Source organism: Vibrio sp. V30_P3S12P165, assembly GCF_009904905.1.
GTDB lineage: Bacteria > Pseudomonadota > Gammaproteobacteria > Enterobacterales > Vibrionaceae > Vibrio > Vibrio fujianensis.
Genome location: NZ_WXWH01000041.1, coordinates 18,984 through 38,591, shown reverse-complemented (window position 1 = coordinate 38,591; position 19,608 = coordinate 18,984). Strand labels below are relative to the sequence as shown.

The 19,608-nt window shown below is 44.3% G+C and carries 16 protein-coding genes; 10 read left to right on the top strand and 6 right to left on the bottom strand.

The window, feature by feature from the left end; translation table 11 throughout:
* The first annotated feature begins 114 nt into the window (after nt 1-114).
* The 10 genes from CAG57_RS08980 (at nt 115) to CAG57_RS08935 (ending at nt 14,862) form a co-directional block, all read left to right on the top strand.
* Complete coding sequence (locus CAG57_RS08980) at nt 115-867, top strand: cell division protein FtsQ/DivIB (RefSeq protein ID WP_170887159.1); 753 nt, start codon at nt 115-117, stop codon at nt 865-867.
* A 20-nt stretch (nt 868-887) separates the two neighbouring features.
* The gene (ftsA, locus tag CAG57_RS08975; RefSeq protein ID WP_099611823.1) at nt 888-2,150 is read left to right on the top strand and encodes a cell division protein FtsA; all 1,263 of its coding nucleotides are present in this window, start codon (nt 888-890) and stop codon (nt 2,148-2,150) included.
* A 29-nt stretch (nt 2,151-2,179) separates the two neighbouring features.
* Nucleotides 2,180-3,388 carry a cell division protein FtsZ gene (ftsZ, locus tag CAG57_RS08970; protein WP_161427222.1) on the top strand — a complete coding sequence of 403 codons (1,209 nt, stop codon included), beginning with the start codon at nt 2,180-2,182 and terminating at the stop codon, nt 3,386-3,388.
* Nucleotides 3,389-3,483: 95 nt separating this feature from the next.
* Nucleotides 3,484-4,401, top strand: coding sequence for a UDP-3-O-acyl-N-acetylglucosamine deacetylase (gene lpxC / locus CAG57_RS08965; protein ID WP_161427221.1), 918 nt, complete (start codon nt 3,484-3,486; stop codon nt 4,399-4,401).
* 381 nt (nt 4,402-4,782) lie between these two features.
* Nucleotides 4,783-7,494, top strand: coding sequence for a preprotein translocase subunit SecA (gene secA, locus CAG57_RS08960; protein ID WP_161428560.1), 2,712 nt, complete (start codon nt 4,783-4,785; stop codon nt 7,492-7,494).
* A gap of 136 nt (nt 7,495-7,630) precedes the next feature.
* The gene (mutT, locus tag CAG57_RS08955) at nt 7,631-8,029 is read left to right on the top strand and encodes an 8-oxo-dGTP diphosphatase MutT (protein WP_099611826.1); all 399 of its coding nucleotides are present in this window, start codon (nt 7,631-7,633) and stop codon (nt 8,027-8,029) included.
* 93 nt (nt 8,030-8,122) lie between these two features.
* Nucleotides 8,123-8,932, top strand: a complete 810-nt coding sequence (gene dapB / locus CAG57_RS08950; RefSeq protein WP_161428559.1) for a 4-hydroxy-tetrahydrodipicolinate reductase — start codon at nt 8,123-8,125, stop codon at nt 8,930-8,932.
* Nucleotides 8,933-9,412: 480 nt separating this feature from the next.
* A complete protein-coding gene (gene carA / locus CAG57_RS08945; RefSeq protein ID WP_099611828.1) occupies nt 9,413-10,552 on the top strand; it encodes a glutamine-hydrolyzing carbamoyl-phosphate synthase small subunit in 1,140 nt (379 codons plus the stop codon).
* Between the two features lie 16 nt (nt 10,553-10,568).
* The gene (gene carB, locus CAG57_RS08940) at nt 10,569-13,799 is read left to right on the top strand and encodes a carbamoyl-phosphate synthase large subunit (RefSeq protein ID WP_161428558.1); all 3,231 of its coding nucleotides are present in this window, start codon (nt 10,569-10,571) and stop codon (nt 13,797-13,799) included.
* A gap of 280 nt (nt 13,800-14,079) precedes the next feature.
* Nucleotides 14,080-14,862: a TSUP family transporter gene (locus tag CAG57_RS08935; protein ID WP_161428557.1), complete on the top strand. Its 783-nt coding sequence runs from the start codon at nt 14,080-14,082 to the stop codon at nt 14,860-14,862.
* Here CAG57_RS08935 and CAG57_RS08930 read toward each other — a convergent pair.
* The 6 genes from CAG57_RS08930 to CAG57_RS08905 form a co-directional block, all read right to left on the bottom strand.
* The gene (locus CAG57_RS08930) at nt 14,786-15,652 is read right to left on the bottom strand and encodes a LysR family transcriptional regulator (protein WP_099612028.1); all 867 of its coding nucleotides are present in this window, start codon (nt 15,650-15,652) and stop codon (nt 14,786-14,788) included. The two genes, CAG57_RS08935 and CAG57_RS08930, sit on opposite strands and share 77 nt — an antisense overlap.
* A gap of 100 nt (nt 15,653-15,752) precedes the next feature.
* Entirely contained in the window at nt 15,753-16,373 is a 621-nt protein-coding gene (locus CAG57_RS08925; protein WP_099611830.1) for a TRIC cation channel family protein, read from the bottom strand.
* A gap of 84 nt (nt 16,374-16,457) precedes the next feature.
* Entirely contained in the window at nt 16,458-17,276 is an 819-nt protein-coding gene (gene btuF / locus CAG57_RS08920; protein ID WP_099611831.1) for a vitamin B12 ABC transporter substrate-binding protein BtuF, read from the bottom strand.
* Nucleotides 17,277-18,230 carry a cobalamin biosynthesis family protein gene (locus CAG57_RS08915; RefSeq protein WP_099611832.1) on the bottom strand — a complete coding sequence of 318 codons (954 nt, stop codon included), beginning with the start codon at nt 18,228-18,230 and terminating at the stop codon, nt 17,277-17,279.
* Nucleotides 18,231-18,240: 10 nt separating this feature from the next.
* Complete coding sequence (gene mtnN / locus CAG57_RS08910) at nt 18,241-18,939, bottom strand: 5'-methylthioadenosine/S-adenosylhomocysteine nucleosidase (protein ID WP_161428555.1); 699 nt, start codon at nt 18,937-18,939, stop codon at nt 18,241-18,243.
* 95 nt (nt 18,940-19,034) lie between these two features.
* Complete coding sequence (locus CAG57_RS08905) at nt 19,035-19,394, bottom strand: DUF1499 domain-containing protein (protein WP_099612029.1); 360 nt, start codon at nt 19,392-19,394, stop codon at nt 19,035-19,037.
* Nucleotides 19,395-19,608 lie beyond the last annotated feature (214 nt).

Below are 19,608 nucleotides of genomic sequence, written 5' to 3'. Positions count from 1 at the left end.
TTTGATACTTTGCATCACCTCAGTATAATTCAGGGGTTAAAGCCTGTGCTTTTGCCTCTATTGTAAAAATAAATAGGGAATGATATTGCCAATCGACATCAGGATCATCGGACTTTGATTAACGATATGTTAACTGCAGGTCGTCGTTTATCCGTTTCATATAGAATAAAACAACATCTCGCTGGTGGTTGTTTTTTCTTAATGGTGCTGCTGTTGCTTGGCGCTTTGTTGTACTCCACGATCAGTTGGATGTGGGATGAACATCGTCTTCCGCTGTCTAAACTTGTGTTACAAGGCGATCGTCAATATGTATCAGCCCTTGATGTACAGCGAGCATTTGGGCAATTAGAGCATATTGGGACATTTATGTCTCAAGACATTGATGCTTTACAAAATCGAGTACAAGCGATTCCGTGGGTGGCTCATGCCTCTATCAGAAAGCAATGGCCCGATACAATAAAAGTCTTTTTAACCGAGCATCAAGTGGCGGCGATTTGGAATGGCAATACGCTATTGGATGATAAAGGCATTATTTTCAATGGAGATATTGGCCTAGTTAAGCAAGAGTATGTCAAGCTCTATGGGCCTGATGATAGCGAAAAAGAAGTGTTGGCGACATGGAGAAAATATAACCCTGAGTTCCAAAATGTAGGGCTAAATATCTCCTCATTAGTGCTTAATGAGCGACGGGCTTGGCAAATTATATTAGATAACGGTATCCGGCTAGAGATAGGAAAAGAATCCTTAAATGAGCGCATTGCGCGCTTTTTTCTGCTCTATAGGCAATTGGGGCATGATACTGAACGAGTGAGTTATATCGATCTTAGGTATGACACTGGTGCGGCGGTTGGTTGGTTCTCAGAGTAAGAATGGCAAAGAGAGTACACATGACGAAAATGACCAATGACAGTCTTGTTGTCGGGTTAGATATAGGAACCGCTACCGTATCTGCGTTAGTGGGAGAAATTCTTCCCGATGGTCAAATCAATATTATCGGTGCAGGCAGTAGCCCTTCTCGCGGCATGGATAAAGGTGGCGTCAATGATCTCGAGTCGGTCGTTAAATCGGTTCAACGCGCCATTGACCAAGCTGAGCTGATGGCCGAATGTCAAATTAATAATGTTTATTTATCTATTTCTGGCAGGCATATTGCAAGCCGAATTGAGAAGGGAATGGGAACCATATCCGATGAGGAAGTTTCTCAAGATGATATGGATCGTGCAATCCATACTGCCAAGTCGATTAAAATTGGTGACGAACAGCGGATTTTGCATGTTATCCCGCAAGAATTTACCATTGATTACCAAGAAGGTATCAAAAATCCATTAGGATTATCAGGGGTGCGAATGGAAGTCAGTGTGCACCTGATTACTTGCCATAATGATATGGCCCGGAACATTATTAAAGCGGTTGAACGTTGCGGACTTAAAGTTGAACAACTGGTGTATTCAGGTTTAGCGGCAAGCCATGCCGTCATTACTGAAGATGAGCGAGAGCTTGGCGTCTGCGTGATCGATATCGGTGCCGGAACTATGGATATAGCCATTTGGACTGGTGGCGCACTTCGACATACAGAAGTTCTCTCTTATGCGGGCAATGCGGTAACCAGTGATATAGCATTCGCATTTGGTACGCCGGTTAGCGATGCAGAAGAAATCAAAGTGAAATACGGTTGTGCGCTAAGTGAGTTAGTGAGCAAGGACGACACGGTTAATGTGCCGAGTGTAGGCGGACGGCCATCACGCAGTTTACAACGACAAACCTTGTCGGAAGTGATTGAGCCCCGCTACACTGAACTCATGGGGTTAGTTAACCAGACAATTGACACGGTTCAGGAAAAACTGCGCAAAGAAGGTATTAAACATCATCTCGCTGCAGGTATTGTTTTAACTGGTGGTGCTGCGCAGATTGAAGGCGTTGTTGATTGTGCGGAACGAGTGTTTCGCAACCAAGTTAGGGTTGGTAAGCCACTTGAAGTCAGTGGGCTTACTGATTATGTAAAAGAGCCGTATCATTCTACGGCAGTGGGTTTACTTCATTACGCAAGAGATAGTCAAATTAACGACGATACTGAATATCAAGAGCCTAAGCGCCAATCAATGTCGAGCTTATTGAGTCGTTTGCGTAACTGGATACAAAAAGAGTTTTAACCTGACAGCAGGAAAAACGGAGATAACACATGTTTGAACCGATGATGGAAATGTCTGACGATGCGGTAATTAAAGTCGTTGGGGTTGGTGGTGGCGGCGGAAACGCCGTAGAACACATGGTGCGTGAGTCCATCGAAGGCGTGGAATTCATCAGTATCAATACAGATGCACAAGCACTTCGTAAAGCAACCGTGAGTAGCGTTATTCAAATTGGTGGTGATATTACCAAAGGGTTAGGTGCCGGTGCTAATCCACAAGTTGGGCGTGACGCAGCTCTCGAAGATCGAGATAGAATTAAAGAAGTTTTGTCAGGTGCCGATATGGTATTTGTCGCTGCTGGAATGGGCGGTGGTACAGGAACAGGTGCCGCACCAGTAATTGCTGAAGTCGCTAAAGAGTTAGGGATTTTAACGGTTGCTGTTGTAACTAAACCATTTAGCTTTGAAGGTAAAAAGCGTTTGGCTTTTGCTGAACAAGGAATTGAAGAGCTATCTAAGCACGTTGATTCGTTGATCACCATTCCGAACGAAAAACTACTCAAAGTATTGGGACGAGGCATTACGTTACTTGAAGCCTTTGCTAGCGCGAACGACGTACTAAAGAATGCAGTGCAAGGTATTGCTGAGCTAATTACCCGCCCAGGTATGATTAACGTTGACTTCGCAGACGTAAGAACGGTGATGTCTGAAATGGGTCATGCCATGATGGGGAGTGGTGTAGCTAAAGGTGAAGACCGAGCGGAAGAAGCAGCAGAAATGGCTATTTCTAGTCCGTTATTAGAAGATATCGACCTCGCAGGAGCTCGCGGCGTACTCGTTAATATCACCGCAGGGTTAGATATGCGTCTGGATGAGTTTGAAACGGTAGGTAATACAGTAAAAGCGTTTGCTTCCGACAATGCGACAGTCGTTATCGGCACTTCTCTTGACCCTGATATGGCAGATGAAATTCGTGTCACTGTGGTTGCAACCGGGATCGGTAATGAGAAAAAGCCTGATATCACTTTGGTTGCTGGTGGAAAAAGCAAAACTGCAGCGGTAGCACAACCTCAAACAGTCGCTTCGGCAGCTAAAATGGATGAAAGAGTGGCACAACCTTTGCAAGAAAAAGAAGTGCAAGCTCAGCCATCATCGGCCGCTAACCGTACTTCTTCGGCAAGCCAAAGTACTGCGCCTAAGCCAGAAAAGGAAAGTGGGTATTTAGATATTCCAGCTTTTTTACGTCGTCAGGCTGATTAACATAGCGCCACAATTTGACACGGTTCAACATTCTGGTAGAATTCCGGTCGATTTTTATCGGTCGAGCTTTGTGGCATCGAAATAGAGGCAAGTAGATGATCAGACAACGTACTCTGAAAGAAATAGTGAAAACAACTGGGGTGGGGCTTCACTCTGGTCGTAAAGTCACGCTCACACTTCGCCCAGCTGCTGCAAATACAGGTATTATTTATCGTCGTACCGATGTGAATCCTCCGGTCGATTTTCCGGCAGATCCTCAATCAGTACGAGATACCATGCTTTGTACAGCATTGGTCAATGATGAAGGTATTCGTATCTCAACCGTCGAGCACTTAAATGCAGCGCTCGCTGGTATGGGAATTGACAATGTGATTGTTGAAGTGGATGCGCCTGAAATCCCGATTATGGATGGCAGCGCAAGCCCATTCGTTTATCTATTGCAACAAGCTGGTATTGAAAACCTAAACGCACCTAAGCGTTTCATTCGCATCAAAAAAACTGTGCGTTTTGAAGACGACGATAAGTGGGCTGAACTTCGTCCACATAACGGCTTTAAAATGGACTTTGAAATCGAATTTAACCACCCAGCCATTGATGGTGACGAACAGCATTTAGTGTTTGACTTTTCTTCTCAAGGGTTTGTGAAAGAAATCTCTCGTGCACGGACTTTTGGTTTTATGCGCGATATTGAGTTCTTACAATCACAAAACTTATGCTTAGGTGGTAGTTTTGATTGCGCAATAGTATTGGATGATTACCGCATTCTGAATGAGGAAGGTTTGCGCTTTGCTAATGAATTTGTAACACACAAAGTACTGGACGCGATCGGTGACTTGTACATGTCTGGTCACGCTATCGTTGGTGAGTTCAGAGCGTATAAATCAGGTCATGGCTTAAACAATCAATTGTTACGAGCCGTATTGGCTGATCAAGAAGCATGGGAATGGGCAACTTTTGAAGAAGAAGTCGGTTCTCCAGTGACTTTTGCTGAACCTAATGTCGTGATTGCTTAGCTGCTAACGGATTAAAAAAGCCAGACTATTTAGTCTGGCTTTTTTATGTTTAGTGTAAAGCTACCGTCTTAATTGGTGGTAATGTTCGGGACAAAGCGGTAATAATTTGCCGCCTTGACTGGCAAGCTGATGGTTTTGCACCCGATTAATCACACAAAATGTTAAGTTGAGTGCAAACGGGCCTGATTACCGTTGGTTCTTAACAATAAAATTTCTTACACTAAAGGCCACATAATTTATTTAGTGTCTTGAAAATAAAGAAAACCATCACAATATCCAAGATATATGATTTATCTCAGTACCCTTAGTTGCAGATAGGTAGAGAGTAGAGATATTAAAAATAGATCAAGCAGATCTAAGTTAAAGAGAGATCCACAACAGATGATAACTAAGTTACTGACAAAGGTGGTTGGGAGTCGTAATGACCGAACCCTGCGCCGTCTAAGAAAAATTGTAAAAGAGATCAATAACTTTGAGCCTGCATTTGCAGCACTTTCGGACGATGAACTTCAAGCAAAAACGATCGAGTTTCGTCAACGTATCGAGCAAGGTGAAACATTAGATCAATTACTTCCTGAAGCATTTGCTACTGTGCGTGAAGCCTCTAAACGCGTATTTGGCATGCGTCATTTCGATGTCCAGCTGATTGGTGGTATGGTACTTAATGCGGGACAAATTGCAGAAATGCGTACTGGGGAAGGGAAAACCTTAACAGCCACATTACCCGCTTACCTCAATGCATTGGCGGGTAAAGGGGTACACATTGTTACCGTCAACGATTATCTAGCTAAGCGTGATGCCGAAACAAACCGTCCTTTATTTGAATTTTTAGGCATGACGGTTGGTGTTAACGTACCTAATATGCCTCCTCACGAGAAAAAGCAAGCTTATCAAGCCGATGTTCTTTATGGTACAAACAATGAGTTTGGGTTTGATTATTTACGCGACAACATGGCTTTCCGAATGGAAGATCGTGTCCAGCGTGAACGTTTTTTTGCAGTTGTCGATGAGGTGGACTCGATCTTAATTGATGAAGCGCGTACGCCGTTGATTATTTCAGGCCCCGCGGAAGATAGCTCAGAGCTTTATACTCGTATCAACACCCTGATTCCCAATCTTAAGCGGCAAGATAAAGAAGATTCAGAGGAATACCGTGGTGATGGGCATTATACGGTTGATGAAAAATCAAAACAGGTTTATCTCACCGAAACGGGTCAAGAATATGTGGAAGAACTTCTTGTCAATAACGGCATGATGCAAGAAGGGGATACCCTTTACTCTCCAACGAATATCAGCTTACTGCATCATGTTAATGCAGCATTGCGTGCTCACGTCTTATTTGAGAAAAACGTAGATTATATTGTGACGGACGAAGGCGAAGTGGTTATCGTTGATGAACACACAGGACGAACCATGCCTGGCCGTCGTTGGTCTGATGGCTTACACCAAGCAGTAGAAGCTAAAGAAGGTGTGAAAATTCAGAATGAAAACCAAACATTGGCTTCGATCACCTTCCAAAATTATTTCCGCCTTTATGAAAAACTATCGGGTATGACCGGTACAGCTGATACGGAAGCATTTGAATTCCAATCTATTTATGGTTTAGAAACGGTAGTAATTCCAACGAATAAACCAATGGTTCGTGATGATATGCCCGACGTGGTATACCGTACTGAAGCTGAGAAATTTGCCGCGATTATTGAAGATATAAAAGAGCGTGTTGCGAAAGGTCAGCCAGTCCTAGTGGGGACAATCTCGATTGAAAAATCAGAGCTGTTAGCGGATGCCCTTAAGAAAGCAAAGATTAAGCATAACGTCCTTAATGCTAAGTTCCATGAAAAAGAGGCTGAAATTGTCGCTCAAGCCGGTACTCCTGGTGCGGTAACGATTGCGACAAACATGGCCGGACGTGGTACAGATATTGTTTTGGGCGGAAGTTGGCAAGCCAAAGTGGAAAGCTTAAGTAATCCGACTCCTGAACAGATTGAGCAAATCAAAACGGAATGGAAAAAAGTTCACGATCAGGTATTAGAAGCCGGAGGCTTACATATCATTGGTACTGAGCGCCATGAATCACGCCGGATTGATAACCAGCTACGTGGTCGTTCTGGTCGCCAAGGCGATGCCGGTTCTTCGCGCTTTTACTTGTCGATGGAAGATAGCCTCCTTCGGATCTTCACCTCAGATCGGATGGCGAGCCTAATTCAAAGTGGTATGGAAGAAGGCGAAGCAATTGAAAGTAAAATGCTTTCTCGCTCGATTGAAAAGGCCCAGCGGAAAGTCGAAGGGCGTAACTTTGATATCCGTAAACAATTGCTTGAGTATGACGATGTAGCAAACGATCAACGTAAAGTGGTCTATGAACTACGTGATGAGTTGATGCGCGTCGATGATATCAGTGACATGATTGAGCAAAATCGAGTGGATGTGCTAACGGCTGTGATTGATGAATATATTCCCCCCCAATCTTTGGAAGATATGTGGAATATTAGTGGGTTAGAAGAGCGTTTAAAAAATGATTTTGATCTTTCTCTTCCCATTCAAGCGTGGTTAGATGAAGACGATAAATTGTATGAAGAAGCGTTACGTGAACGCATTCTTGAGCAAGCGGTGAGCGTTTACCAACAAAAAGAGCAAGCCGTCGGTGCCTCTGTCATGCGCAACTTCGAAAAATCGGTTATGTTGCAAACCCTTGATACCTTATGGAAAGAACATTTGGCAGCAATGGATCATCTTCGTCAAGGTATCCATTTACGTGGCTATGCGCAAAAAAATCCGAAACAAGAGTATAAGCGAGAATCGTTTGAACTGTTCCAAGATCTGCTTGAGTCATTAAAATCAGATGTTATCGCTATCTTGTCTAAAGTTAGAGTACAACAGCAAGAAGAAGTTGAGCGAATGGAAGCACAGCGTCAAGCTCAAGCTGAACAAGTGGCTAAACGGGTACAAGCTCAGCATGCTCAACTGGATAATGAATCCGATGAAAAAGCTCATCAGCCTATCGTTCGAGATGAACGAAAGGTCGGCCGTAATGAACCTTGCCCATGCGGTAGTGGTAAAAAATATAAGCAATGTCACGGTAAAATAGCGTAGTGTGTCGCCCTGCTTAATTTTCACATAAAAGAGTCGCATTGGCGGCTCTTTTTTCTATGGGTTAATGCATCCTCTCTTTAATGGTCAGCGAGTGTGATGTATTGATCTCGTTATCTATTGTATAAAGGAACCAATAATGAAGCGTATTCATATTGTGGCTGGAATTATCCTTAACGCTGAACGCTCACAGGTATTTATTACTAAGCGGCCAGATGAGAAACACCAAGGTGGGTTGTGGGAATTTCCTGGTGGTAAAGTTGAAGCTGGAGAAACGATTGAGCAGGCCATGTCTCGGGAGCTGGAAGAGGAAGTGGGAATCGAAGTGATAGCGCAGTCTTTGTTTCAGCATCTTGAGTTCGATTATCCTGATAAATCGCTCAAGTTTGATTTCATGCTGATCGATGCTTTTAATCAACAGCCGTTTGGTAAAGAAGGTCAGCAAGGTCAATGGGTGTCAATCGGCGAGCTTGCTGACTATTCCTTTCCTGAAGCCAATATCCCGATTGTTGAAAGAGTGATCAAAGAGTTTTGTTAAGCTAGCCACCATCAACGATAGTTGGTAGTTTAGAGCTAACGTTTGGATAGAGCATGTGTATCGTACACATGACATAAAAATGGAGAGAATGCAATGGTAAGAATTGCGATTGCAGGTGCAGCAGGCCGAATGGGCCGTAATTTAGTTAAAGCCAGTCATTATCATCCAGAAACAACGGTAGGGGCCGGATCGGAGCGTCCTGAGTCTTCACTTATTGGTGTTGATATTGGTGAGCTATGTGGTGAGGGGCGCTTTGATGTCGCCTTGGTGGATAACCTAGAGCTTGCGATTGATGACTTTGATGTGATGATTGATTTTACCGCCCCAGCAAGTACCTTAGCCAATATCGAACTATGCCAGCAATATGGTAAAAAACTGGTCATCGGTACGACTGGATTTAACGAATCAGAGCGAGCAATAATTGATGAAGCAGCCACTATGATTCCAATCGTCATGGCCCCGAATTACAGTGTAGGTGTAAACTTAGTGTTTAAGTTGCTTGAAAAAGCAGCAAAAGTGATGGGAGACTATTGCGATATCGAGATTATCGAGGCTCACCACCGATATAAACTAGATGCACCATCCGGCACTGCGATTGGTATGGGAGAGGCAATTGCTGAAGCGATGGGTAATCAGTTGAGTGATGTGGCCGTTTATGCACGTGAAGGCATTACCGGTGAGCGACAACGGAATGAAATTGGCTTTGCCACCATTCGTGCAGGAGATATTGTTGGCGAACATACAGCGATGTTTGCTGATATTGGTGAGCGAGTTGAAATTACCCATAAAGCGACCGATCGAATGACATTTGCCAACGGTGCAGTGAAAGCAGCCGTTTGGCTAGCAGATAAACAGCCAGGTTTTTATTCAATGACCGATGTGCTTGCTTTAAATGAACTGTAATTACATAATTATGCGCCAACAAAGTTTGGCGCTTCTTTTTTTCTCTCTTTTTTTTCATTAATTTATCTTTTCTTTATTGGCCTTTTTTTGTCACGTTTTGTGTGATTTTTTTGGTTATTCTTATTGTTTTTACATCAGGGTTGTATTTTTCCATATCTCTCCATTGGTTTATCGTTTGCTTTTTGTGTTGTTGTTTTTTTTATTTTTTTTTGCTCTTTTATGCGATGTTTTTTATTCACTTTAAGAATTATGGATAAAAAACGAGCTTAAAACGTATTTTTTTGCTGGGTTTAATGTGTTTTTACTTTGTAGTGCGCTGAATTGAAATTTTATTTATCTGTGAATATTGACAGGAATCAGGGTGAACTTTAGAATACCGCCAATTTGTCTAAAACTCCCTCGAGCAAAGTATCTAAGCGAAAAGGATGGCAAGTTTGCAAATTAATTTATATTTTATGCATCTTTATTCTGGAGGTTATCTTGAGTAAATCCGCACTGTTAGTCCTGGAAGATGGGACAGTGTTCCACGGAGTGTCCATTGGCGCTGAGGGTATTTCCGTTGGTGAAGTTGTTTTTAATACCTCGATGACGGGGTACCAAGAAATCCTCACTGACCCTTCCTATTCTCAGCAAATTGTTACTCTCACTTATCCCCACATTGGCAATACCGGAACCAATTCCGAAGACGAAGAATCCTCTTCCATCCATGCTCAAGGTTTAGTTATCCGCGATCTCCCTCTGATTGCTTCCAATTTCCGCAGCGAACGTTCTCTCTCTGATTATCTCAAGTCACAAAATATTGTTGGTATTGCTGAGATCGATACACGTAAACTGACACGTCATTTACGTGAACATGGAACGCAAAACGGCTGTTTAATGGCCGGTGATCATCTTGACCAAGCGCTTGCGCTCGGCAAAGCTCAAGAGTTTCCTGGATTAAAAGGGATGGATCTGGCAAAGGTAGTTTCAACTAAAGAAGCCTACTCTTGGAAGCAAGGATCATGGACGCTAGAAGGCGGTCTACCTGAAGCCAAAGATGACAACGAATTGCCATACCATGTTGTGGCTTATGACTTTGGTGCCAAGCGCAATATCTTACGTATGCTGGTGGATCGTGGCTGCCGGTTAACGGTCGTTCCAGCTGAAACCTCTGCACAAGACGTGTTAGCACTTAACCCTGACGGTATTTTTCTTTCTAATGGCCCGGGTGATCCAGAACCCTGTACTTATGCCATTGAAGCGACCAAAACTTTTTTAGATAAGGGCTTACCTATATTTGGTATTTGTTTAGGTCACCAAATTCTAGCGCTTGCATCCGGTGCTAAAACGGTAAAAATGAAATTTGGTCACCATGGAGCTAACCATCCAGTCAAAGATTTAGCGACTAATGTCGTTATGATTACTTCACAAAACCACGGTTTTGCGGCCGATGAAGCTACCTTACCGGACAATGTTCGAGCAACTCATAAATCTTTATTTGATGGCACCTTGCAAGGGATTTGTCGTACGGATAAACCGGCCTTTAGCTTCCAAGGTCACCCTGAAGCAAGTCCAGGTCCGCATGATGCAGCTCCGCTTTTTGATCACTTCATCGAACTCATTAAACAATACCGCGCTTAATTTGGAGTAGTAAATAATGCCAAAACGTACAGACATTCAGAGCATTCTTATTTTAGGTGCAGGTCCGATTGTTATTGGTCAGGCTTGTGAGTTTGACTACTCAGGTGCACAAGCTTGTAAAGCGCTGCGCGAGGAAGGGTATCGAGTTATTTTAGTTAACTCTAACCCAGCAACCATCATGACAGACCCAGAAATGGCGGATGCAACCTATATTGAACCGATCCACTGGGAAGTGGTACGTAAGATCATCGAAAAGGAACGTCCAGATGCTATTTTGCCAACCATGGGCGGTCAGACAGCGCTGAACTGTGCGCTGGCACTAGAAAAGCACGGTGTATTGGCTGAGTTCGGAGTCGAAATGATCGGGGCAACCGCTGATGCGATTGATAAAGCAGAAGATCGCTCACGTTTTGATAAGGCCATGAAATCCATTGGGCTTGAATGCCCTCGTGCGGATACGGCAAAAACGATGGAAGAAGCTTACCAAGTTTTGGAGATGGTGGGTTTTCCTTGCATTATTCGTCCTTCCTTTACGATGGGCGGTACGGGCGGCGGTATTGCTTACAATAAAGAAGAGTTTGATGAAATTTGTCGCCGAGGGCTGGATCTTTCCCCGACCAACGAACTGTTGATTGATGAATCACTGATCGGCTGGAAAGAATATGAAATGGAAGTGGTGCGAGATAAAAACGACAACTGCATTATTGTCTGTGCGATTGAAAACTTCGATCCAATGGGAATTCACACGGGGGACTCAATCACAGTTGCACCAGCACAAACCCTCACTGATAAAGAATATCAGCTCATGCGTAACGCATCGCTAGCCGTGTTACGTGAAATTGGAGTTGAAACGGGTGGCTCGAACGTGCAGTTTGGTATTAATCCGAAAGATGGCCGTATGGTGATCATCGAGATGAACCCTCGGGTCTCTCGTTCTTCAGCTTTAGCCTCAAAAGCGACGGGCTTCCCTATTGCTAAAGTGGCAGCGAAGCTGGCGGTTGGCTTTACCTTAGATGAGTTGATGAATGACATTACGGGTGGTGCAACACCGGCGTCATTTGAGCCTACCATTGACTACGTTGTGACTAAAATTCCCCGTTTTAATTTCGAAAAATTTGCAGGGGCTAATAGCCGCTTAACCACTCAGATGAAATCGGTTGGAGAAGTGATGGCCATCGGCCGTAACCAACAAGAGTCACTGCAAAAAGCATTGCGTGGCCTTGAAGTGGGCGTTAATGGTTTTGATGAAATGGTGGATCTTGATGCCCCCGATGCATTGACGAAAATTCGTCAAGAGTTAAAAGAAGCGGGTGCGGAGCGAATTTGGTATATCGCAGATGCTTTCCGTGCTGGTCTTTCTGTTGATGGCATCTTTAACTTGACCAATATTGATCGTTGGTTCTTAGTGCAAATTGAAGAACTGGTCAAAATGGAGCAAGAGATCAAAGCGGGTGGTTTCGCTGGCTTAAATGCTGATGTCTTGCGCAAAATGAAACGTAAAGGTTTTTCTGATGCGCGTCTATCGACCTTGTTAGGTGTTGCTGAAACTGAAATCCGTCGTCTGCGTGATCAGTTTGGCATTCACCCGGTTTACAAACGTGTCGATACCTGTGCGGCAGAGTTTTCTTCAGATACGGCTTACATGTATTCAACGTATGATGAAGAGTGTGAAGCGAATCCAACCGATCGTGAAAAAATCATGGTTCTCGGTGGGGGGCCAAACCGTATAGGACAAGGGATTGAATTCGACTACTGCTGTGTTCATGCTTCACTTGCACTGCGTGAAGATGGTTATGAAACCATCATGGTCAACTGTAATCCAGAAACGGTTTCAACCGATTACGACACCTCAGATCGTTTATATTTCGAACCTGTGACTTTAGAAGATGTATTGGCGATTGCTCGCGTTGAAAAACCGAAAGGCGTGATTGTTCAGTATGGTGGACAAACACCATTGAAACTTGCGCGCGCTTTAGAAGCCGCTGGCGTACCGATTATTGGTACCAGCCCAGATGCGATTGACCGTGCGGAAGACCGTGAGCGTTTCCAGCAGGCAGTTGAGCGTTTAGGGCTTAAACAGCCAGAAAACGCCACTGTGACCGCACTTGATCAAGCGGTGGATAAAGCCAAAGAAATCGGTTTTCCTCTGGTGGTTCGCCCTTCTTATGTCTTAGGTGGCCGGGCTATGGAAATTGTTTATGACGAACAAGATCTGCGTCGCTACTTTAATGAAGCCGTCAGTGTTTCTAATGAGTCTCCGGTTCTGCTTGACCGTTTCCTCGACGATGCAACGGAAGTCGATATCGATGCGATTTGTGATGGTGAACGCGTCGTCATCGGTGGCATTATGGAGCATATTGAGCAAGCGGGTGTTCACTCGGGAGACTCAGCTTGTTCACTACCAGCTTACACATTAAGCCAAGCTATCCAAGATAAAATGCGTGAGCAAGTGGAAAAACTCGCATTTGAACTTGGTGTGCGTGGCTTAATGAATACTCAATTTGCGGTAAAAGATAACGAAGTCTATCTGATTGAAGTCAACCCACGAGCTGCGCGTACTGTGCCGTTTGTTTCCAAAGCGACCGGAGCACCATTGGCCAAGATTGCAGCTCGGGTTATGGCAGGGCAATCTCTAGAGCAACAAGGGTTTACCAAAGAAATTATTCCGCCATACTACTCGGTCAAAGAAGTGGTACTTCCCTTTAATAAATTCCCAGGCGTTGACCCATTGCTTGGCCCTGAAATGCGTTCAACTGGTGAAGTGATGGGGGTTGGTGCTACTTTTGCGGAAGCGTTTGCTAAAGCTGAGCTTGGTTGTGGCAATGTGTATCCTGAGAGTGGCCGAGCATTATTATCCGTTCGTGAAGAAGATAAAGAGCGAGTGGTCGATTTAGCCTCTAAGTTGATTAAGTTAGGTTATAAACTGGATGCGACACATGGTACTGCGGTCATTTTGGGTGAAGCTGGGATTAACCCTCGTTTGGTAAATAAAGTTCATGAAGGGCGTCCACATATTCTTGATCGGATCAAAAACAATGAGTACACCTACATTGTGAATACGGCAGCAGGTCGTCAAGCAATTGAAGACTCAAAAGTGTTACGTCGTGGTGCATTAGCCGAAAAAGTAAACTATACCACCACTTTGAATGCAGCGTTTGCAACCTGTATGTCTCATACTGCAGATGCCAAAGCATCGGTGACTTCCGTACAGGAGTTGCATGAAAAAGTAAAAGCCAGCTTAGCCTAACCCGTAGTTAAAATAACGTGTTCAGGCTTTATTGCTGACCTAATTGCCCGCTGAATTAAGCGGGCTTTTTGTTTGCCTAGGGTCTGTTTATCTTTCGCGCATATCGTGTACCTACATCTATTTAATCTCAGCCATTTGCTGTCTACCTATCATGCTCAGTGGTTTAGGTTTATTTTTCAATTGATGAAAAATAAGAATAGGTTCTCGTCTTGTGTTTCGCTGTTTTGAACCTTGCAGCAGTGCTATGGTTGGTCTTTATTATTTAATGCGTTGATAAGAAATGGAATTTTCACTAGAGATATTGGGCCTGCTGTTTTTAGTAGCAGGCATTGCGGGATTTATTGATGCAATGGCCGGTGGTGGTGGTTTATTGACATTGCCAGCTTTACTTGCTGCTGGGGTGCCACCAACCCAAGCCTTGGCCACCAATAAACTGCAAAGCTCATTTGGTAGCTTTTCGGCGACTTTCTATTTTGTGCGCCAAGGCCTCGTGAGTTTAAAAGCGATGCGTTTAGCCATTGCCTGTTCTTTTGTCGGCGCGGCGCTTGGTGCAGAAGCTGTGCAGTATATTGATGCATCGTTGTTGACCAGCCTTATTCCCTTATTGTTGATTGCTATTTCACTGTATTTTTTGTTGGCCCCACAAACACAACCTCATCGGCGTAAAGCTCTTTCTGAAGCCGTATTTGCCTTGATGATTGGTGGGGGTATCGGTTTTTATGATGGTTTCTTTGGGCCAGGTACCGGATCGATTTTTACGGTTTGTTTTGTCGTTTTGGGGCAATTAGGATTAGTTGAAGCGACTGCACGTACTAAGGTGCTCAATTTTACCTCGAATATTGCGGCGCTGATCTTTTTCTTAATCGCCGGTCTGCCGATTTGGCAGATTGGCTTAACCATGGCTGTTGGCGGATTTATCGGTGCTCGTATGGGAGCAAAAGTGGTGATCACCAAAGGCCAGCGTTGGATCCGGCCTTTGGTCATTACTATGTCGATGATGATGGCGCTAAAACTGCTTTGGGAACAGCATCATATAGCGCTTTTATCAATGTTTGGACTCTAGTGTTTCGATACCGGTTGGCACGTAAACAAATATGGATGGGGCGAGTTAGCTCGGTTAATTCTTGAAAATGAAAGCAGTATTGAGGGGCAATCTTCAGTATTCTTACCATGGAGTGTGGCACTAAGGCGGGTAACATACCACCGAGTGCCAGTTGTGCAGCGGCGGTGTAAGAGTCCATCTCCATCGCTGAGCGAATGCCTTGCTTATGTAAGATAGCGGCTTGGTAAGTGTTAGCCGGATTATTTAAATCATTGGTGATAAGTTTGCTAGGCAGTGAATGCAATGCTTCTTTGCTGACGATGGTAAAAGGTTCTTCGCCTAAATGAAAGGTTAGTAAACCGTGATGAGCAGGCAGATAACCTGCGCAGAAGCCTAAGGTCGCTTTACCCGATTGAACATGTTCGACAATCCTTGGAGTATGGTTAGTGGTAATGACAAGGTGTGGATCTTGTTTCTGATAGCGTCCCATTATTTCAGCGAGATAGCCCGCGACTAAGGTTTCTGAGCAATCCATGCGAAGCGGCGTGCTATCTTCTAGAGCTTGCTGATCGAAAATTAAGCCATGCAATGCATTAAAAGTTGGGCCGATATTGGCAATCAACTGCTCTGCATCAGCGGTAAGTTTGATATAGCGTCCGGCAGGCATAATCAGCTTTTTACCTAGCTTATTTTCTAGGTTAGCAATACGTTTACTGACCGCAGATTGGCTGATGTAGAGCTGGCTTCCTGTGCGGCTCATGGTTTTCTCTTTACTGAGAACCAGTAATGTTTCGATTCCTTCGAGTAGCATCATCTCATGAAAAGTAGGAATGGGTTGCCCATAATACTCGATTATATAATGAACGGAAACCCGCTTATCCGTCGTCGTTAATCACTTTTTCTATCCGAAATTATTTACCAATAGCAAAGGTTGGCAACGAAAGGTGCCAACGAATAGCCCCTAAGCGGATGGCTAGAGTTGAGGTTACTCCGCAGAGAAAGGCGGTGGAGCTGTCATAGTTTAAGTTTAAGGCACAAGTATGTACCAAACCGCCGATGATACAGGCGGTGGCGTAAACTTCACTTCTAAGAATCATGGGAATTTCACGAGCAAGTACATCACGGATAATGCCACCACCACAACCAGTAATTACGCCCATAATGATGGCGATCAATGCTGAATCTTGGTAGATCAATGCTTTTTCGACACCTATACCGACAAATACGGCTAATCCTATTGCATCACACACAGGAAGTATCCACCAAGATAATCGTTTAGGGCGACGAACGACCAACATAGTCAATAAACAGGTGATGAATACTACCCACAAGTACGTGGTATCGGTAATCCAAAAGACAGGGGTAGCCCCTAAAGCCATATCGCGTATGGTACCACCGCCAATTGCAGTTACACTGGCCAGAACCACCACACCAAATGGATCCATCTTGAGTCGTCCTGCCAGTAGTACGCCAGAAATGGCAAACACTGCGGTGCCAAACATATCAATAAGGTAGAGCAGTGAAGTATCCAATTTATAATCGCTCGCTTTACATTCCTGGTTTATTGTTCAGGAGAGATGAGTTGGTCGCCGAGTTTAGCAAATACTTTGGCGATATCAAGGGGCCTGTTTTTGTTCAAAGTATCCACAAACCTGTTCGATAGCCATGAGCGTCCTTGGGGTAGGACGGTTAAGCCAGTCGGGGTTGAGTGGCCAAATGTACGACGGTTTGCCCACCATCAGTTGTTCACGCCACTTGTTCCACATGGTGCCATCACGCATAGCATGTTGAGAGGTGAAAATAACCTCAGGTTGTGCAAGTAATACTTGCTCGATACTGACCTGTGGATAAGGCGAGGGACTGTTTTGAAAGACATTTTCTCCGCCACAAATACGAAAAATCTCGCTGGGCCAGTTGTTCTGTGCCAAGGTGATGATGGGTTTTTCGCTGAGTTGATAAAAATAGCGAGTTGGAGCGAGATGAGCATACCGTTGATGTAACTGGTCAAGCTGTTGGCGAAAGTCTTTCGCGGCTTGCAGACCCACGGCAGGATTTTTTGCATAATGACTTAACTGCTCGATTTCATCCGCAATATCAAGTAATTGCTTGGGGTGCGAGTAAAAGATCGGAATACCTAACCTTGTCAGTTTTTCTAGCTCGCGGAGGGCATTACCTTCAGGCCAAGCAATAACGAGATCCGGTTGTAAACGGACAATGCGTTCAATGTTGATTGCTTGAAAATTGGCAACGGTTGGAAGCATTTTGGCCTGCTCGGGATAGTCGCTGAATTCACTAACCGCAATCAGTTTGTCACCAAGACCTGCAGCAAATGCTAATTCGGTTGCATGAGGGGCTAAGCTGATAATGCGCTCAGCGGCGGATGCTATGCAAGGATAAGTCAGTAATAGTGAACAAAACAGTAAGAGGCGTTTCATTTAGAAGCCTTGATGAATGATCAATAAGAGGAGGCTTTGTAGTGCAATCCAGATCCAAACTCTGTGGCTAAGTAGACGGTAAACCTGTTGCAGATGAAGGCTGGCTGGAGCAATACGTCCGCCGATTTTAGCCCGAATGGCTTTTTGTTGACCATAAATGGCGGGGCCACCAAGCGATAATTGTAATTTATTTCCTACGGCGCACAGCAGCCAACCCGGGCCAGGTAATGGCCAAGAGCGGCTTTGCATTAACGTCACTTGAAGTATTGGTTTTGCCTGTTTACCCATGAGAATTAACAGCGCGAAGCCTCGTAGCGGAATAAAATCGAGGACAGCAACCATCCGAATAATAGGTAATCCAAAGGGATGAAATTGTGATCGTGAAGGGGACCAACAGCGAGCTAACTCTACCATTAATCGATAGATAAAGGCTCCCGTACCTCCCAAAATGGCATACCAAAAAAGCACGCCGATTAGATGACGCCCTAACCTCATGATCAAGGTTTCGACACTGGCTTTACCAAGACCCAATAACGATAGGGTGTCAGTTTCTCGATTAACAAAAGGAATGAGTAAACGGCGGGCGAGTTTTTTATCTTCATTTGATAGAGCCTCGCTCATCTGTTGGGTGAATTTTTCACAACTTCGCCAATCTAAGGCTAACAGTAGTAATGCGAGTTCAAATAAATGAGGGTGCCAAACCAATGGTTTTAAGGCGATACACAGTAGAATAGTTGGAATAACCATCAACAGCCAAGCTAAGGTGCCAGAAATTAAATTCTGTTGATAGCTGCTGGGCGTATTGACCTTTTGGGCAAGTAGCTCGGCAAATTTATGCCATAGCGTCACTGGATGAGCCGTATGAGGTATGGGTAATACCCAGTGAAATAACAATGCGCCCCACATGATCAGTAGCGCGCTATTGGCATTGAAAAAAGTGGAAAGTTCGTCCATGAGAGCTGGGTTACTTGTTCAGCATTTCAACCATTTTTACCACCATTTCAGATGAGCTTTGTGCAGCAAGGGGTAAAAATTCATCGAATGACAGGGGCGAGGCTTTATCCGCAACATCAGAAATAGCGCGCACCACAACAAAAGGAACCTGAAATTGATGGCAGGTTTGGGCAATTGCCGATGCTTCCATTTCCACCGCAACTACAGAAGGAAAGTGCTGACGAATATAGTTTTGACGCTCTTCAGTGCATACAAAAGCATCACCTGTACAGATCAATCCGCGAACCGCGTGTTTGCCCGGTATGAATGCTAATGCTTGTTCGGCCACGGTGATTAATTTTTCATCGGCTATGAATGCTGCGGGTTGGCCTGCCATTTGGCCCATTTCATAGCCAAAAGCGGTAACATCGGCATCATGGTGACGAACTTCGCTGGAAATCACGACATCACCCATCGTCAGGCTGGAGTCAAATCCACCGGCTGATCCTGTATTGATGATCACATCGGGCTGGTAGTCATTCAGCAACAGCGCCGTACCAATGGCAGCGGAAACTTTACCAATGCCTGATTGTAGAACAATGACATCGGCTCCATGTAGTTCGCCTACGTAATAGGTACAACCCGCTTTATTGACCTCTTGGCTATGTTCGAGAGTGTCTTTTAAAATCGCGACTTCTTGTTGCATCGCACCGATGATGCCAATTTTCATACAATATCTCTTAATCAGTAAATAAAACGGCCAAAGTTTACCATGTTGTCTGTGGTTTGAGCGAGAATGGTTAGATATATTACTCAATTAAAGGTTTACAGTAACATACCGGCAGCGTTTAGCTTTTCTCTCAATGCTTCCACTCTTCTACGATTCACGCCAAAATCACTGTATCCTACTCGAGATTCAGAACGGACGATCAGTTGATCGCCGTTTAATTTCAGTTCTAAATCATCCACAAAACGTAGAATACGAGTTGTGCACTCGATACGTAAATAATAGTCTGTTTTTACTGCGGTTTCTGAACCGGGGAGAGCTAAAGCAATACGTTCGATCTGATCAAGTGTCACACCCGGACGTAAAATAAAAGGAGCGATAGCAAATTTGCTTCGTTGTTCTTCAGTTGATACGCAATTGGGTTTATTGCCACAAGGGGTTGAGGTTCGGTCAATCATATTGGCTGAAATTCCTTGGCTACAGGCGGTCAGTAGTATCGGCAAACCGATCATGATCCATGGTTTCACGATCTTTTCCTATCCAGAACAAAGAGTAATCATAGCGGATATTTATCGTAGCGGGTAACCGGTGATGCATATCCTCAACTTAGCTCACACTTGTTAAACGTATGTCAACAGACCCTAGGTGATGAGACGTAAGCAAATAAAAAAG